Here is an 18308-nt window from a genome sequence, read left to right as displayed (position 1 = left end):
TGCTACTATAATATTTGATAAAGCGAACGGTCTTCTACCGACACATTTTGGTACTCATTGGCACCATTGGACTGCAAAATAGGTGCCAATACACACAGCACCGTGGTTTTTCCTTTAATAATTAGCGTATTACCATTTACCGTACTTCTCCAACGGAATTTTTCTATCGGAATTTGTAAGGCAAACAATACCTCCGCCATTTCTGGAGATTCTGAAACCCAATCCATAATAGCTTCCTTATCTGCCAATTTAGGCATATCGTTGCTGTTGTCAAAAGTAAATTCCCATTCAACCGGAATATTAAATTTAAAACTATAAGCCTCACCAAATGAAGACTCTTGTCTAGTGGTTAAAGCAGTTAACCAATCTATATGTACATCTGGGTAGTTTTCTCTAAATTCTTGGGATAGAAAAGCAGGACCTTTAGACTCTGCCGTTGGGTAATACCCATAATAAGGTTTTGCCAGGTAATGTTCTGCATATTTACCGCCAAATACATTAAAATAGGGCGATGCACTTACTTGACCTGCCTTAAAAAAATGCTTCAATTTTGTTAGCAATGCCTTGTTTTCGCCCAATCCACATGAATGAAAAACAATCTTAGTATTGCCTGTATATTCTTTGCAAATGGTTTCTATGTTATACTCCTTAACTGCACGTTCTAAGCTATTTATGGTAATGCGTTCGCCATTTTCCTTAATTCTCATGGACATACCCAACCAGGCATTACTATGACTTACTATGTGAATTTCTTTGAACTGAACTTGGTTCTCCCCTGCATTGTTAATGTAAGCGATAATCTCATTTATAGTATGTAAACCCTCTACAATAGGCATACCCTGTTTTTTAAAATACTGTTTTGCATTGCTATAATAGGTATTGTCACTCTCATCAAAACCAGCTATAAATACGATAGATTCCTGAATGCTCGTGTTTGGGAAAGCAAGTGCCGTTCCCGACTGCTGCGAAAACGGCTTCTTGCCACCAAGCATTAGCACACTCACCAAAACGATAATAAAACACTTATACATCATTGCTTTATCTTAAAAGTCTATACTTACTACGGCATTATCTTTTATATCACGGGTTTCTTGCTTTTTCACCAGCTTAGATCCGTTCCATGAATACGGTGTGGTAATAAATTCAACATTATCCTGAGCCAAGGCATCATCTAAGGATTTAATGTTCTTCGTAATCGTTGTCTTCAATAGAATGGTACTTTTTACCCCTTGCATATCAGACGGAAAAACAAAATGTTCTGTCTTTAAATAATTATTATCGGCATAATCCACCAAATCTGCCACTTTTATGAATCTGCCATTGTTCCAAAATACATAGCTCTTCCCTACTTGATATCCGGATTCCGCATCGGCCAGATCAACTGTAATAACATCTTCTACATTGAACAAACCAAGACTACCATGGTTTTCAATATGAACAGGTATTGCATGTAGGCTATCGAATACGATCTTATCTAACTGTTGGCCGTTTTTAAAAGCCCGAAGTTGATAGTTTACCTTGGTAAGACCTGCTTCGTTTTGCGTGCTACTTTCATAACCGTACACAAATTTTACTTGATTGTCCGCAATACTACCAAAGGATTTTTGAGCTATCATACCACCCCAAACCCATCCGGTTTCATTTTCCGTGGTAACCCTGTACCAATGGCTATTTATACCGTCTATTTCTTTGCTGTACAGACTTTTTTCCCATAATACCATTTTGGTACCGATATCCAACAAACCTACTTTTTTACTTCGCACCGATGGCTTTTCCCGAAGAAAAACCTTGTGTGCAAGCAGGTATTCATAATTTAATTCTTCCACTGGAATTTCTTGGTCCATAATTTCAAATTCTACTTGTTCTGTTTGGGCAAATAAGTTTACCATTGCAAACAAGCTTAGGAACAGGGCACTTTTCTTTACATTTCTCATTTTTCTAAAATTTAAGGGTTAATAATTAATTGCCGTTAAGGCTTCTTCCTGACCAAAGTCATCATCGTTCCAAGCAATACTTCTTAAAACTGAGATATCTTTAATCGTATGGGTTTCCGTGTATTGCACCACTGCGCGTAGTATGGTTCCTTCCTTCCCAAAGGGTTGATTGGGAAAAATGTAGTGTATATCCGAAATTGGATCATAACCGTATTCATTTTTAATACCAGGCAGCGCTATAACATCATAATCTGCAGTTACCAAATAATACTGTTCTTCCGTACTTGCACAACATGTATTATATTCCAGGGTGATTTTCAAAATTTCGGTGATACCTTCTAATGCCGGTTCTTCTAAAACCGAGATTCTTATTTCATCTAACAGACCAAAATCTGCAATATTTAAAGTGGCAATAGACTTCTCTGGATTGTTGGTTACAATGACATCTACCGCCCAGGTATCTTCTTCCTCTTGACCAACGGTTCTTTGATTGGCAACATCGTAGGTATCGGTTAGATTAAACTCTTGTGCATTAGTGGCACTAACACAAAATACGAACGCTATAAAGATGAATTTTCTCATGATAATTATTTTAGTTGTTTTCTATCTACACTACTAAATTACTACCGAGACAAGGCTTTTATTAGGCTGTTCTAGTATTCGTAGCTGTTCATCTAGAATTCGTTGAACAGACCGTATTTATTCAGGTTTCAACATGTTTATTCTTCAATTTATAACAAAATAAAAACCTGCAAAATGACACACATCTTACAGGTTTTCTTCTCCTTTTGGAGAGCCAACTAACCAAAACTAACTACCTATTTTTTCAATGTTAATGTGATTTCTTTTTTAACGGATTTTAAACTTATTTTTTCAAATTCTAACTGCATACTTTCATCAACGAACCAGCTGCCATTTTCTAATTTTTCTACACGTATAACCTTGCCTTGAACATTGAATTTAATACGCAGACTTTCATACTTTTTCAAGTATTCTGATACTAATTTGGCATACATCACTTTAAATTCCATCGTTAACTGTCTTTTTTCATTCTTTGCTATCTCATCTTCAAAAATTATGTTGAACGTGCGTTTGAATTTGCTGGTTTCTTTGACCTCCGCTTCTGCTCCTACGGCGGAATTGTTTACGTTTTCTGGCATTGGCAACGGCTGTTTTACTTTCGCCAACGTACCGTTTTTATTGACTATGGCTTCATCGACCGCTACAAAAGAGGTGTAATTCGTCAGCAAATTATATTTTAGTCCTAATGCCACCACCTCAGCTTTCACATCTTCATTAAATAGCTTGTGGTAATCATCTAACTCCCCTATTCGCTTTCTAGCCCACAAATAACCCAAGGCTTTGTTCCGCTTGCTTAAATGTCCGTCAGTTACATTATACACTTGTCTAAAGCGTTTTTTGCCTTGATATCCGGTGACAATAATTTTCCCTTCTGCCTTACCCTTATATTTGCCGTGAACCACAACCGGTCTTGCTGCAAATACATCTGGTATGCTCTTTTGGGCAAGGTCATACATATCAAACCCTTTGGATTCAATCTTTACTCGTGTCAATAATGGAGTTGCTATATAATTTGCAAAGTCTTTAGCCACTTCGGCAGCTTCTTCCGACGTTGTGGCAATGAACGATTCGCTGTTAGAAACCTTCGCCATACCTTCAACTAAATACCTATTGACACTAGAACCGATACCAAAGGTGAAGACACTGGCTTGGTCTAGATTGTTCCGTATAAGTTCAAAGGCTTCTTTTTCAACGCTAACATAGCCGTCGGTGATGACCACCATAGACCTTGCTACGCTCATATCTTTTCTAGGCAGTTTATATGCTGTTTGCAGTGCACTTAACAATTGTGTGCCTCCACCGCCTTGGCCTTCCGATAAAAACCGAATTGCCGCCTCTATATTCTGCTCGTTGATTTCTACAGGCACAGCGCTAAACATGGTAGAACTTGATGCAAATAGCTGAACATTGAACGTATCCGTCATTCGTAATCCACATAGAAGATTGCGCATTAAGGTTCGCGATACTTCTAATGGGTAACCGTTCATAGAGCCCGATACATCAACGATAAACAAATATTCACGTGAAGGAATATCGCCTAACACTACATTCTTGTGAGGTTCCATTTGAAAAGAAAAGAAGTTTTCTTCTTCGCCTTCGTATAGCAATAATCCGGTTTGTATTTGATTGCCCCTTAAATTGTATTTCAAGATAAAATCTCTGTTCGACGGATTTTTATTTTTTTCGGATAGTACAATCTCGGCTGTTTTCACATCAGGATAATCCACTTTAATTTCGTGTGATGTACTATTGACATGCTGAATGACCATACCTGCGTTTAGCCTAACCGAAATATCGAAATCAAAACTATCTGCAATACCTTTTGCCGTGTAGGGCATTGCAAAACCACCTTCTATTTCAGTACTTTCCCCGGTAAATCGTGGACCCACTACGGCAGGTGCCACAAACTGATATTCGCCATTTACAGGCACTAACATTTCGGTATAATAAATGTCGATCGTAATTTCATCGCCAGGCATAATATTGCCCACATTCATTTGAAACACATTGGGTCTATGTTGCTCTAACTTTGCAGCACGTTTACCTTCTTCAATGGCGGTATCGTATACTTTTTTAGCTTCTTGCTTTTCAAATATTTTGGCAACTACAAGTCGGTCATCAACAATCATATGCATTTTATGAACCGCTGCCTGTGTAGATAGCGGAAACACATACTTAGCTTCTATAGCCTCCGTTCCTTTATTTTGATACACTTGTGTAACGCGGACATGGGCAATGGTACCCGCTATATTTGCTTCTGTTATGGAAGATTTTAAAGGTATAATGGCGTTCTCGGTAGAGACCAATAAATACGGACTGTCAGTATCTTGGGAAAAACCTGCATAACAGATTGCGCACAATAAAAAAGTGTAAAATAGTTTCATGATCGTTGTATTAGATTAATATTTCTTATTCAAATCTAACAGTGAACAATCGCTAAAAAGGATGGGTTTTAGTATTCGTTGGGTATTATCTAGAATTCGTGATTAATCTTTCCTTTAAGATGGTAAATATGGTCAGAAGTGATATCCGTTAAAAGACAAGGAAAGTTAAATTAGTCCTTTAAAGAAGTATACCTTAAAAAATATCTTTGCTAGTATTGGAAATGCGCATTATCAACTGCACTTAAAAGATATAACTGATTATAACTTAAAAATTCGTTCCATGGGCACCCATTTTTGTCCGGGATTAGCACTTGGAATAGCTTGTTGATATTGCCACATTAATTTTTCCCATTCTTGTACTTTGGGATTTTCCGCATCATTTTTTGCTTTCGTCTCCGCATCATAATCTTTGCCCACCTCCATGATCATGTAAAGTCTATTGGCATGAAGATATATTTCCATATCCACTATTCCCGCACTTTTAATGCTCTGTATAATCTCTGGCCATACCTCATTGTGATAAGCCCTATACTCCGCAATTAATTTAGGGTCATCCTTAAGATCGCAAATAAAACAGTGCCTAATGGTTTTCAACACCTACATTTTTTTAAGAGATAATTTAAATACATAATGACCATAAAATGCTACAACAAGGAAACAAGTAAGGGGTAAAACGAACGAAAAATTGACTTCCGGTACTCCTAAAATTTTCAAATCGGTATAACCTACTCCTCCCATATCTAAAATTACTCCCTGTAATGTAGGCATCAATGCCCCGCCCACAATAGCCATGACCAAAAATGCCGCTCCAAATTTTGCATCTTCCCCTTGACCTTCCAAAGCAATGCCATAAATGGTAGGAAACATGATGGACATAAAAAATGAAACCATAACCAATGCAAATAGCCCAACCATACCGGGAACAAATATGGTAATTACAGTACAAAGGCAGGCGCCAATGGCGAACAACCGCAAAAGTTTGCCAGAATCTATATATTTTAACAATAATGTTCCCGTGGCCCTGCCCACCAAAAACAATATTAATGCCGCAATTCCAAAATTTACTGCAGTGGCATTGTCCATACCAAATGATTCCGCATACTGGTAAAGATAGGTCCAACACATGATCTGTGCCCCAACATAAAAGGCTTGTGCCACTACTCCTCCTACAAATTTTCTAGATTTAAAAAGGCGTCCTATGGACTTACCTACGGCCACTTTGTTTTCCTGTTCTTTATGACGGGGCATTTTTAAGACCGCAATCACTACCAAGAATATTAAAACAACCAAACCCAAAAAAACGTATGGATCGCGAATTACGGCCAAATCTGCAGTACGTACCACTGCCTTGGCGCTATCCGATAAAGTAGCATATACTGCAGAACCATCTGGTAATGTATCATCTGACCGTAAGGAGGATAAAATAAATTTTTGCGCTACCAATAAACCTAAAAGTGCTCCAACGGGATTAAAGGCCTGTGCCAAATTTAGACGCTGTGTAGCCGTTTCCTCTGACCCCATAGACAAAATATAAGGGTTTGCCGTAGTCTCTAAAAATGCTAGTCCAAAGGTTAATATATACAATGCCGCCAAAAAAAAGTTGAATTCCTCATAGGCCGCCGCTGGATAGAACAACATTGCACCAAGGGCATAGAGTGCCAGTCCCAGAATAATTCCCTTTTTATAGGAATACTTATTTACAAAAATAGCCGCCGGTAGTGCCATTGTAAAATAGCCGCCATAAAAGGCAAACTGGACCAAAGAGGCTTGAAAATTATCCAGTTCCAATACCTTTTTAAATGCAGAGACCATTGGGTTGGTGATGTCATTGGCAAAACCCCACAGCGCAAATAAAGAAGTTATCAGCACAAAAGGAACAATGACTTTTTTGGAAACTATTGGTGTTTTTTGTGGCTGATCCATGGGTAGTTATAATACTGGTTTATCTAAATGAGTATATCCTCCGTCCACAAAAACAAGCTGACCGGTGGTATGGCTAGATCTTGAAGATAGTAGAAAAAGTACCATATCCGCTATTTCTTTTTCTGTCGTCATGCGTTTTTCAAGAGGAATTTTATCGGTAATGGACCGTAATTTTTCTTCGGGATTATCAAATGTTTTGATCCAACGCTCGTATAATGGGGTATAGCACTCCGCAACTATTACTGCGTTTACACGTATTGAATAAGGTACCAATTCTACCGCCCATTCCCTGGTCAACGCATTGCGTCCTCCATTGGCCGCCGCATAACCGGAAGTACCGCCCTGCCCCATTACGGACGTCTTTGAGCCAATATTCACTATTGATCCCTTGTTTTGTTTTAGCTGTGGCAAAACCAATTGGGCCATTTGATAATAATGTGTCAAATTTTTATGGATCGATTCCGTAAACTGTTCTACGGTACCATGTTCCAATCCTATGGAATCATTTACCCCTGCGTTGTTAACCAGGCCGTCTATTTTACCAAATTCGGCAATTGCATCATCTACGGCTTGCTGACATGCTTGCCCATCCATTAATTCCGCATAGGCCTTACCTGCTCTAAACCCTAAGCGTTCTATTTCCGTAGCGGTGGCATCTACGGTCTGTTTATTTCTACCAATGATAAATGGAATTGCTCCTTCGGCAGCCAAACCCATACTTATACCCTTACCAATACCGGCGGAACCACCGGTAACTAAAATCACCTTATCCTTTAAGTATAAATCCATTTACTATTAGAAATTAATAACTAGCCTAAGGTATAAGAATTTTTGGATTTAACTACCTATTGAATAAAATCCGCAGGCCGTACCACCTAAAACCAATGCCCTTTCCTTATCACTTAACTTTTTCAAATAATTATCTACCAATGCTTTGACCTTACGGTAATCGGAAGCCAAAAGACATACGGGCCAGTCTGACCCAAACATGATTCTCTCCGCCCCAAATACATTAAATACAACATCGATAAATGGTATTATCTCCTCTACTGTCCAATTGGTCCAATCTGCCTCTGTAACCATACCGGACAATTTCACATAAACATTAGGGAACGCAGCTAATTTTTTTATGTCATTAGACCAGTTGACCAACCCTTCTTCCTTAATTGCAGGTTTTCCGATATGATCCAACACAAATTTGTTATCGGGAAAACTATGTACCAAATCTAAAACATGGGGCAATTGGTTGTGGTAGACCAATAGATCATACGTTAAATTAAACTTGGCCAGTTCTGCCAAACCTTTCCTGAACGCGGTATCATAAAAGAAACTATCGTTCTCTGCTTGTAATATCCAACGAACTCCTTTAAAATAAGGGTCTTCCTTATATTTACTTAAGCGTTCGGCTACCTGCTCATTACGAAGGTCTACCCAACCTACGACCCCTTTAATACAATCATACTGGTTGGCCAAATGCAACAAAAATTCTGTTTCTTCCTCAGTTTGTGCCGTTTGTACCGCAATACAACCGTCTACACCATTTTCTTTTAATATGGGCTCCAGGTCATGCGGTAAAAAATCGGTTTGAATAATGGACATATCATCAGAAATCCACTCATGATGTTCTGGATGGTAAATCCAAAAATGTTGATGACTGTCTATGACCATTACCCCTTATAATCTATTACCTTTTGCTTTGAAACTCCTAACCCATCAATACCCAATTCCATAACATCTCCGTTTTTAAGGTAAAGAGGTGGGTTTAATCCCAGTCCAACACCAAAGGGTGTTCCAGTAGAAATAACATCACCGGGCAATAAGGTCATAAACTGGCTGATATAGCTAACGACTTCCTGCACATTGAATACAAAGTCCGATGTTGAACTGTTCTGCATCATTTTTCCGTTTAATTTTAACCAAAGGTTTAAATCATTAGGATTTTCTATTTCTTCCTGTGTAACCAAATAAGGTCCTAATGGCGCAAACGTATCGCAACTTTTACCTTTTACCCATTGGCCTTCACGTTCCAATTGAAAGGCTCGTTCACTGATATCATTGTGCAAAACATAACCTGCAATATGATCCATGGCCTCCGTTTCCGATACATAAGAAGCTTTTTTACCAATAACTATCGCCAGTTCTACCTCCCAGTCGGATTTAGTACTGTTTTTGGGAAGAATTACCGTATCATAGGGTCCTATGATCGAGGAAGTAGCCTTAAAAAACAACACAGGTTCTTTAGGTATTGCCATACCGCTTTCGGCTGCATGTTTGGCGTAGTTCAACCCTACGCATACTATTTTTGAAGGTCTACAGATCGGAGATCCCAAACGTACCGCACCGTCAATTCTATTACACGTATCCGTATTTTCCTTTAGCCATTTGGCCAGCCTCTCTACCCCATTGCTTCCAAAAAATGCTTCATTGTAGTCCTCTCCAAATGAAGAAACATCTATCCGCTCGCCATTTGATAATTGTATACCCGGTTTTTCTGAACCTACCTCTCCAAATCTAATCAATTTCATATGTAGTAATTTTCAAATTTTATTAATTCCCTTCTAAAGCATCAACCATTCAATTTTATGAATCCGCCGTCTATTGGGAAATCGGTACCCGTTACGAAAGAGGCTTCGTCCGCGCACAGGTATAAAGCTAAATTAGCTACTTCTTCTGGAAGTCCCATACGCCCAATAGGTTGTGTTTTGGACAATTTAGCAAACATTTCCTTTTCCTCCCCTGGATAGTTATCCTTAATGAATCCATCTACAAAAGGCGTGTGTACCCTTGCCGGCGAAATACAATTACAGCGAATGCCATATTGTACATAGTCTTTTGCTATGGAATAGGTCATGGTCAATACCGCTCCTTTTGACATGGAATAGGCAAACCGATCTGCCACCGCAACGGATGATGCCACGGAAGCCATATTGATGATTACACCTCCTTTTTCCTTCATGTGGGGCACTACGCTATACAGGCAATTGTACACACCCTTTACATTTACATTATAAATTCTGTCAAATTCCGTTTCACTGGTCTGCTCCACATTACCTACATGAGCAATACCTGCATTATTGATTAATATATCTATGGTATGTTCTTTCGCAATTGAACCTACAACTTGCCCTACATTTTCTTGGTTGGCCACATTACATTGATAAACAGAGGATTTTCCACCTTCTTCCAAAATTTCGCGCTGGGTCTGTTCCGCATTTGCAACGTTCATTTCCAGAATCATAACATGGGCTCCTTGTGCCGCCAAGGTTTTTGAAATTGCCTTTCCAATTCCACTTCCACCCCCTGTAACGATGGCCGTTTTATGTGCTAAACTAAATTTCATATAACTTATTATTCATTTCGGACACCCAATACTCCCCTTCGGGAAAACTGTACGTATCCATGGATGCCTTTTTCATAGTAATACTATAACCGGGGTTTTCCGGTGCCATATAGGCCCCATTCTTAATAATGACCGGATTTACAAAATGTTCGTGCAAATGATCCACATATTCTATAATCCTATCGTTCATGGTGCCGCTAAAGGCTATAAAATCTATCATGGATAAATGCTGTACATATTCACAAAGACCAACGCCTCCCGCATGGGGACAGACCGGTATCCCGAATTTGGCCGCCATTAACAATATGGACAGTATTTCATTAACACCGCCAACCCTACAACTATCTATCTGACAAATATCCATTGCCCCGGCCTGCATTAATTGTTTAAATATAACCCGATTTTGACAATGTTCACCCGTGGCCACCTTGATCGGGGCTATGGCATTTGCTATTTTTGCATGACCAAGAATATCATCTGGACTGGTAGGCTCTTCTATCCAATACGGATTAAATTTCTTTAAGTGCTCCATATTTTCAATGGCCTCATCCACGTCCCACTTTTGGTTGGCATCCATCATTAGCTGTAAATCGTCACCAATTTCCTCCCGTATGATACCCGCCCTGCGCATATCATCATTTAGGTCAGAACCTACTTTCATTTTCATATGCTTAAAGCCCTGATGCTTGGCTTGTTTACATAAATTACGCATCTTATCATCCGAATACCCTAACCATCCGGCAGAAGTAGTATATGCAGGATAACCATTTTCCACAAGATATGCCATACGCTCATTTTTTGTGGATTCCTTGGCGGTAAGCAATTCCAAGGCCTCATCTGGCGAAACAGCATCCGTTATGTACGTAAAATCTATACATTTTATCAATTCTTTCGGAGTCATTTCCGCAATTAATCTCCATAACGGTTTGTTCTCGGATTTAGCATATAGATCCCACACCGCATTTACCATTGCTGCCGTTGCCAAATGTATTACACCTTTCTCAGGACCTAACCAACGTAGCTGGCTGTCTCCCGTAATCATCTTATAAAAGGTGCCCATATCCTGGGTAAACGTGTGCAAGGATTTATCTTTGACCAAATAAGAAAGGGCTTCTATAGCCTTGGTACAAATCTCGTTGCCCCTACCAATGGTGAACGTTAGTCCATGGCCTTCCAAATTGGGGATATTTGTTTTTAGAATGACATACGCCGCAGAATAATCGGGGTCCGGATTCATTGCATCTGACCCATCAAGTGCTTTACTAGTGGGGAACCGGATGTCCTTTACCAAAACATCCTCTATTATAATTTCATTGTTCATTAACCATACATTAAAGATTGAAAGTTATATTGATTTGAACCCCACAACAAATGAATTAACGACCAAAACCTATACTTTTTTTGCATCACGGTTTTTGTTATTCTACTATTTATACTTTGAAATAAATTCGGTAGGAGTAATTCCTTTTATAATCTTAAACTGTCTGTTGAAATTTGAAATATTGTTAAAGCCCGATAAAAATGCAATGCCAGTAATGCTCTCTTCATCATTCAACATTAATTTACAAGCATATCCTATACGCATTTCGTTTAAGTATTTGGTAAACGATTTTCTGTGCACCTTTTTAAAATACCTGCTGAAAGCAGATTTGTTCATCCCTATCTTGTCCGCTACGTCACAAGCACTTATTTGGGAATTAAAGTTTTCATAGATGAACTCATAGATCTGGTCCAATCTTTTGTTCTCTGTTCTACGAAAAGAGTCTAAATAACCCAGACTTGAAAGCAGTTCATAATGTTCATGATCGGCAAGTAATGCAAGAATATCCAGTAATCTAATGATTTGATCAATTGGTCTCAATTCATTTAATTCCTTTATTTTATGAATAATTCCGTCTTCAACATCTATAAATTTAATTCCTAATTCCGCCCGGTCCAAAAGCTGGGAAATTTTGTTCATTTCCGGTACTTCCAAAAAATCATCGCCTAGAAAATTTTTTAAAAAATGCACGGATATGGCCTCTGCACTTAGCCCACTTCCCTCTTCAAAATATGCGTCGTCATTTAACCACATATGGGGAATATTCTTTCCGATCAATACCAAATCGCCCCCTGTAAAACGTTCTATATTATCGCCAATAAAACGCGTACCCGAACTTTTGACCACATGGACCAATTCTATTTCTGGATGATAATGCCAGACCCTTAAAAAATTACTTTTGACCTCACGATTTATGGTCAAGGACCTATTTAATTCACTAGTTCTGTTAAGTAGATGTAATTTCACGTATGCAATTGAAATTTAAAAGAACATGAATTTACGAATTGTATAAATAGTATTGATGATGATTTTGGTTTTAACACAAAGAATAATGGTTTTCTTAATTTTAGCACCTTACTTATGGCTTAATAATTCTATATAGGCCAAATCCAAAATTCTTGACAGGTCATGGCAAACCGCATTTGTTTCTAGAATAAATACGGTATTTTTACTTTAATATTCAATCTTCATTATATGGGCTATTTCCAGTCTTATAAAAAAACCAATCTATTTGCCGTTACCATGCTATTTTTAAGTTTGGCAGTATGGGGCCAAAATCATGGAACTGAGAAAAAACACCCTTTCAACAACGGATTGATTCATGAAACCAGCAGCTATTTACTTGAGCATGCACATAACCCGGTCAATTGGCAACCTTGGGACGAAACTATCTTAAAGGAGGCAGAAGAATTGAACAAATTAATAATTGTGAGCGTGGGGTATTCCTCTTGCCATTGGTGCCATGTTATGGCCAAGGAAACTTTTGAAGATGAGGAAGCAGCAAAATTAATGAACGCCAATTTTATCAACATAAAAGTTGATCGGGAAGAACGCCCGGATATTGATCAATTATACATGACAGCCGTGCAATTGATAAAAGGACAAGGAGGTTGGCCCTTGAACGTTATATTATTACCCAATGGAAAACCGCTATATGGCGGCACCTACCATACCAAGGATCAATGGATGAGCATACTTCATAAAATTACCGAATTGTTTACCCAGGACCCTGAAAAACTATATGAATTTGGTGACACCATTACAGATGGTATTTCTTCTCTTAATTTTATGTCTCCTGAGGATTCCGCGGATTTTGCAACTAGTGGTCAATTAAACGAGTCAATCATTAAATGGAAAAATTCTTGGGACACCATTTGGGGCGGCACCAAAGGTCCCGAAAAATTTATGCTTCCAGAAAATTTGACATTTCTACTAGATTATGGATTGCTTTTTAAAGATGACATTGCCCTTGAACATGTAACAACCACCTTAGACAATATATTGCTTGGCGGCATTCATGACCATATAGAAGGTGGGTTTTATAGGTACAGTACGGACCCGTATTGGAAAGTTCCCCATTTTGAAAAAATGCTTTACGATAACGCCCAATTAGTAAGCATATTCTCAAAAGCCTATAGTGTGTTCAAAAAAGAATCCTATAAAAATGCAGCTATAAGAACCCTTTCTTTTCTTGAGTCTAAAATGAAAAATCAGGATGGAGGATTTTTTGCCACCATTGATGCAGATAGTAACGGTAAGGAGGGTGCATTCTATATTTGGAGCGAACAAGAACTTAAGAAGGTCATCACCAAAAATTATGACCTTTTCGCCACCTATTTCAATATTGATAAAAAAAATGAGATCGAAGGCGGAAATTATATTTTACATCTTTCCAAAAACGACCATGAGTTTGCCAAGGAACATGGATTAAGTCTGGCAGATTTCACAAAATTGCGCAACCAATGGATCAATACACTAAAGGTCCAAAGAGATTTGCGCAATGCACCACGTATAGATAGCAAAATAATTACTTCTTGGAACGCTTTAATGATTACCGGATATGTAGATGCATACCGTGCGTTCGGCACAAAAAAATATCTTGTAGAAGCTCAAAAAACCATGGATTTCATTAAAACGGAAATGTGTACGAGTACACTTAGTCACTCTATGGTAAACAATACCCTTAACACCAATGGTTTCATAGAGGATTATGCATTCGTAATACATGCCGCCCTCAATCTCTATTCCGTTAGTCTTGATGAAAAGGACCTTTATTTTGCCCAAAAATTAACAACACAAACAAATTCATTGTTTCTAGATGAGGAAAGTTCATTTTACAGGTATACCGACCATACCAAACATATTGCAAAAATCATTAAAACCGATGACGGGGTCATTCCTTCCCCAAATTCAATTATGGCGCTTAATTTATTGAAATTGGGCCATTTGTTGTACAATACCGATTTCATGGAGCAGAGCGACCGAATGTTAAAGGCTATGCAGCCCCAACTACTTACGCATTTAGAAAGTTACAGTGTTTGGGGTTCTTTACTTTTAAAAAAAACGCACCCCTACTATGAAGTTGCAATTGTTGGCAACAATGTTAACACAATGATGCGGAACTTAACTGCAAACTACACGCCCAACACCTTGGTCATTGGCACCCGGAACAAAAGCGAACTTCCGTTGTTCGAAGGCAGGTTCATTGAGAACGAAACATATATCTATGTCTGTCAGAACAGTACGTGCCAACTTCCGGTATCTACTGTAGAGGAAGCATTGCAACAAATGCATTAACCAAAAATGATGCTTTAATCCGTATTGATCTTTAAGAGCTGAATTTCATCATTATTATTGGCAATGATAAGATAGTCAGAGTCCTTGCCCTTTAATTGTCTTATCCTTTTAGCGTCCTTGTTGATGAACAATCCTGTTTCATTAATTGTTTTTGCGGCAAAAGAACCATTACCATTTCCCAGCATCAATAAGCCAGTGCCAGCATCGTTTCTAGGAGTTTCAACTTCAAATCCGTAACAATTACCAACGACCAACACATCTAAATTACCGTCATTGTTAAAATCATGCACTACCATATCCTCAATATTAGAGAATTGGGCCTGTACAGGTAAAGGAGTATGTTGAAATCTACCATTGCCTAAATTTTCAATATAGATAGATGCAAAGGTATCGGTTATATAATGCAGGGCTTCTTCTAAATTGTCCTTGCCATAAACCTGATCAATTTCTAATGAGGCAAATAGATCATATTTTTTAAATTCTTCCTTTAGGCTTGGAATTTGCTGGGACGAACAGGAAAAACCCCTTAATGGAAAATGTTTGTCATTGTTATAGTATCCCAAAACAATATCACTACTACCATTACCATCAAAATCATCATAATACACATCAAACGGGGTTTCATTGGTGGTTTTGTATTTATTATTTAGACCTAAGTTTCCCGCTATCAAATCTATATCCCCGTCATTATCAAAATCTCCCTGTTGTACACTATACCACCAACCAGCAGTAGTTTCAAAATCATTGACCATGGCTTTAGAAAGTGTTCCATCGGTATTTGAGAACAATGTAATTGGCATCCATTCCCCTACCAAAAACAAATCTGCATCACCATCTGCATCATAATCGGCCCAAATAGCATCGGTAACCATACCAACCTCATTGAATTCCGGCGCCAATTCATCCGTTTTATTAATCAATTGCCCTTTTTCATTAACAAATAACATACTTGAACTTGGTAAGGGGTACTGGTGAGGTATATGTCTACCTCCTACAAAAACATCCATATCCCCATCTTTATCGTAATCCATAACCTTTACTACGGAACCACTTATTGGTTTACCGTTCAGCAAGGCTCCTTTGTTAAAATTTCCCTTACCATCGTTGAGGTAAAGGCGATCCATATAATGGATATCATTTTTTACGTAGGCATTGCCACCACTAACTACAAAGAGGTCTTTAAACCCATCGCCGTTAATGTCCACAAATACGGCATCTACGTCCTCATAATTTTTTTCCCCTTCCCATAAACGTTCAGCAATACTTTTATAACTCCCCGTTTCATCTTGTATATACAGCATAGCCTTCTCCCCAAATGCACCACCAATGAACACGTCATCCAATCCGTCATTATTAATGTCGGCAACGGCCAATGCAGGGCCAAATTCTGACATGGTATGGGGCAATAGAACTTGATGTGCATAGTCATTGAATCTGTTTTCCTTATGTTTAAATTTTAATGAACCCCTCGTATGTTCCGAAAACATTTTCGGCACTTCAAAAGAGGACGATATCACTTTTTCCTTTCCGGAAGTAATGCTTAGGTCTATCTGTTGGTTTATTACCGGATCATAGATTTCGGTACGCAATCCAGTAGGCCAGTTAACGAACAAACTATCAACACGGGCGTGATTTCCCAAACCAAAATGAATAACGGGTTCGCTTACCGAAAACATGCCACGTGCGCTAGTAGTCTCTGCATATTGCTGTTTACCGTCACCATAATAAATTTGCACATTTGCCCCCAATACGACTTCATTCTTGGGGCCTGACAATTGTATCCTTAAAAAATTGTTATTTGTATTGTTCCTTAAAATATGTGCTATTTCATTGACATTGTTCAATACCATATCCAAATCACCATCATTATCCAAATCACCATAGGCAGCACCACTTGAAAATGTTTTTTTATCGATCCCCCAATTTTCGGATACATCCTGAAATTGATACCCATCTACGTTCTTGAAGGACTTGTTTTGCATTTTAGTTGAAGGAAATAGGGCCACCATTTCATTATGGTCTACCACATCCCAAAGAGAATTATAGTCGGCATTGCCATGTTTGCCTATATATTCCTGTAATTTTTTATTGATATACAGTTTTATCTTTACATCGGCATCTGTGTTTCTGATATCCCTAACAATACCGTTTGAAACAAAAATATCCTTGTACCCATCATTATCGAAATCAGCGATTAATGGAGACCAGCTCCAATCTGTACTGGATACACCAGATAGCTGCCCGATCTCACTAAACGTACCGTTTCCATTGTTTAATTGTAGGGCATTGTACATATATTGATAGTTCCATCCCTTATCCACAATTTTCCAAAACTGATCCGGATTCATACCGCTCATATTGGATTTTAGCCTAAAATTATCATTGGCCGCCATATCTACGGTAAAAATATCCAACAACATATCATTATTGATATCGGCAATATCTACCCCCATTGCATAATATGAAGTATGTTTAAATGCCGTATTGGACAAATTTTTAAACGTTTTATCTCCCTGATTGATATAAAGTGCATCCGGTGCATCAAAATCATTGGCAACCACAATATCCGGATAACCATCTTTGTTGATATCCCCTACGGTTACCGCATTGGCATAAGAGGGACTCAAGACCTTGGCTTCTTTGGATACATTATAAAATATACCGTTCCTGTTCTCATAGAGCTGTGGAGCATATTGTTCATCTGTTAGCTCCCCATTATCTGACATGACCTTATATTTGGAATATAAACCGGGATTAGGTGGCTGCCTCAACAAGAATGCATCTAGGTCACCATCTAGATCATAATCCAAAAATGCGGCACCCCGGGTTCTAGTAGTATCTCCCAAACCAACTTTTTGCGCTACTTCCACAAATGTGCTGTTTCCCTTATTGATGTATAATTTATTACGCCTCCAGTCCGGACGATTATCATACAATTCTTTGGTCACATAAATGTCCAAGAGTCCATCATTATTGATATCAATCATGGATACAGATGAGGACCAACCTTCATCCACTGCTAGAATGCCACTTTTTTTGGTAATGTCCTCAAATACAAAATTGCCCTTATTTAAGTACAACCTATCTTTTTCCTGATTTCCACAGAAATAAATATCCAATAATCCATCATTGTTTATATCTCCCAAGCCAACCCCGGCCCCTTGATAAAAATTATCGTAAATGAAAAAATTCTCATCGTCCGTTGGTTTTAATTTATTATTGAAATCAACGTTGCTCTGCCTAGCCGGAACATAGTCAAATAACCTAGCTTGTTGGCCTTTGACATACACTGAAATAAAAAACATTAAAAGAATGATTTTCTTCATGAACCTAGATTGAATAGGGTTATTAAATACTTATTGATTGGAGAAAAGTAACAATTTCCAAAGATATAATCTTGAAAGCTGTTTGTAATATGAACTTAAAATGAAAAAAGGAGATTTATACAAATCTCCTCTTTCCCTTACACTAACTCAACAATTGTATCTGTACTAAAAGATGAACTAATAAAACAGATTTCATATTTT

General features: G+C 38.2%; 14 protein-coding genes. 1 reads left to right on the top strand and 13 read right to left on the bottom strand.

Features of this window, described 5'->3' with window-relative positions; genetic code table 11:
• Positions 1-5: 5 nt before the first annotated feature.
• The 12 genes from CHB68_RS05780 to CHB68_RS05725 form a co-directional block, all read right to left on the bottom strand.
• On the bottom strand, positions 6-1034 hold the full coding sequence (locus tag CHB68_RS05780; RefSeq protein WP_143815174.1) for a hypothetical protein: 1029 nt from the start codon (positions 1032-1034) through the stop codon (positions 6-8).
• Positions 1035-1043: 9 nt separating this feature from the next.
• Positions 1044-1934, bottom strand: a complete 891-nt coding sequence (locus CHB68_RS05775) for an SH3 domain-containing protein (RefSeq protein WP_089259923.1) — start codon at positions 1932-1934, stop codon at positions 1044-1046.
• A gap of 18 nt (positions 1935-1952) precedes the next feature.
• On the bottom strand, positions 1953-2516 hold the full coding sequence (locus tag CHB68_RS05770; protein WP_089259922.1) for a hypothetical protein: 564 nt from the start codon (positions 2514-2516) through the stop codon (positions 1953-1955).
• Positions 2517-2752: 236 nt separating this feature from the next.
• Positions 2753-4900, bottom strand: a complete 2148-nt coding sequence (locus tag CHB68_RS05765; protein ID WP_089259921.1) for a VIT and vWA domain-containing protein — start codon at positions 4898-4900, stop codon at positions 2753-2755.
• A gap of 258 nt (positions 4901-5158) precedes the next feature.
• On the bottom strand, positions 5159-5494 hold the full coding sequence (locus CHB68_RS05760) for an L-rhamnose mutarotase (RefSeq protein ID WP_089260573.1): 336 nt from the start codon (positions 5492-5494) through the stop codon (positions 5159-5161).
• A gap of 3 nt (positions 5495-5497) precedes the next feature.
• Complete coding sequence (gene fucP / locus CHB68_RS05755; RefSeq protein ID WP_089259920.1) at positions 5498-6823, bottom strand: L-fucose:H+ symporter permease; 1326 nt, start codon at positions 6821-6823, stop codon at positions 5498-5500.
• 6 nt (positions 6824-6829) lie between these two features.
• Positions 6830-7612 (bottom strand): L-fucose dehydrogenase, encoded by a 783-nt coding sequence (locus tag CHB68_RS05750; RefSeq protein ID WP_089259919.1) that lies wholly within the window; start codon positions 7610-7612, stop codon positions 6830-6832.
• A 48-nt stretch (positions 7613-7660) separates the two neighbouring features.
• Entirely contained in the window at positions 7661-8491 is an 831-nt protein-coding gene (locus CHB68_RS05745) for an amidohydrolase family protein (protein ID WP_089259918.1), read from the bottom strand.
• Positions 8491-9348 (bottom strand): fumarylacetoacetate hydrolase family protein, encoded by an 858-nt coding sequence (locus CHB68_RS05740; RefSeq protein WP_089259917.1) that lies wholly within the window; start codon positions 9346-9348, stop codon positions 8491-8493. Before CHB68_RS05740 ends, CHB68_RS05745 begins: the two co-directional genes overlap by 1 nt.
• Positions 9349-9389: 41 nt before the next feature.
• Complete coding sequence (locus CHB68_RS05735) at positions 9390-10163, bottom strand: SDR family NAD(P)-dependent oxidoreductase (RefSeq protein ID WP_089259916.1); 774 nt, start codon at positions 10161-10163, stop codon at positions 9390-9392.
• Positions 10153-11484: an L-fuconate dehydratase gene (locus tag CHB68_RS05730; RefSeq protein WP_089259915.1), complete on the bottom strand. Its 1332-nt coding sequence runs from the start codon at positions 11482-11484 to the stop codon at positions 10153-10155. Before CHB68_RS05730 ends, CHB68_RS05735 begins: the two co-directional genes overlap by 11 nt.
• A 105-nt stretch (positions 11485-11589) precedes the next feature.
• Positions 11590-12450: an AraC family transcriptional regulator gene (locus tag CHB68_RS05725; RefSeq protein ID WP_089259914.1), complete on the bottom strand. Its 861-nt coding sequence runs from the start codon at positions 12448-12450 to the stop codon at positions 11590-11592.
• A gap of 228 nt (positions 12451-12678) precedes the next feature.
• Here CHB68_RS05725 and CHB68_RS05720 point away from each other — a divergent pair, with 228 nt between their 5' ends.
• Positions 12679-14781, top strand: a complete 2103-nt coding sequence (locus tag CHB68_RS05720) for a thioredoxin domain-containing protein (RefSeq protein WP_089259913.1) — start codon at positions 12679-12681, stop codon at positions 14779-14781.
• Between the two features lie 14 nt (positions 14782-14795).
• Here the strand turns inward: CHB68_RS05720 and CHB68_RS05715 are convergent, their stop codons facing one another.
• Entirely contained in the window at positions 14796-18107 is a 3312-nt protein-coding gene (locus CHB68_RS05715; RefSeq protein WP_089259912.1) for a VCBS repeat-containing protein, read from the bottom strand.
• Positions 18108-18308 lie beyond the last annotated feature (201 nt).

It is taken from the genome of Maribacter sedimenticola, assembly GCF_900188415.1.
GTDB classification, from domain to species: Bacteria; Bacteroidota; Bacteroidia; order Flavobacteriales; family Flavobacteriaceae; genus Maribacter; species Maribacter sedimenticola.
The sequence above is the reverse complement of the archived record's forward strand: the minus strand, read 5'-3'. Positions and strand labels throughout refer to the sequence as shown.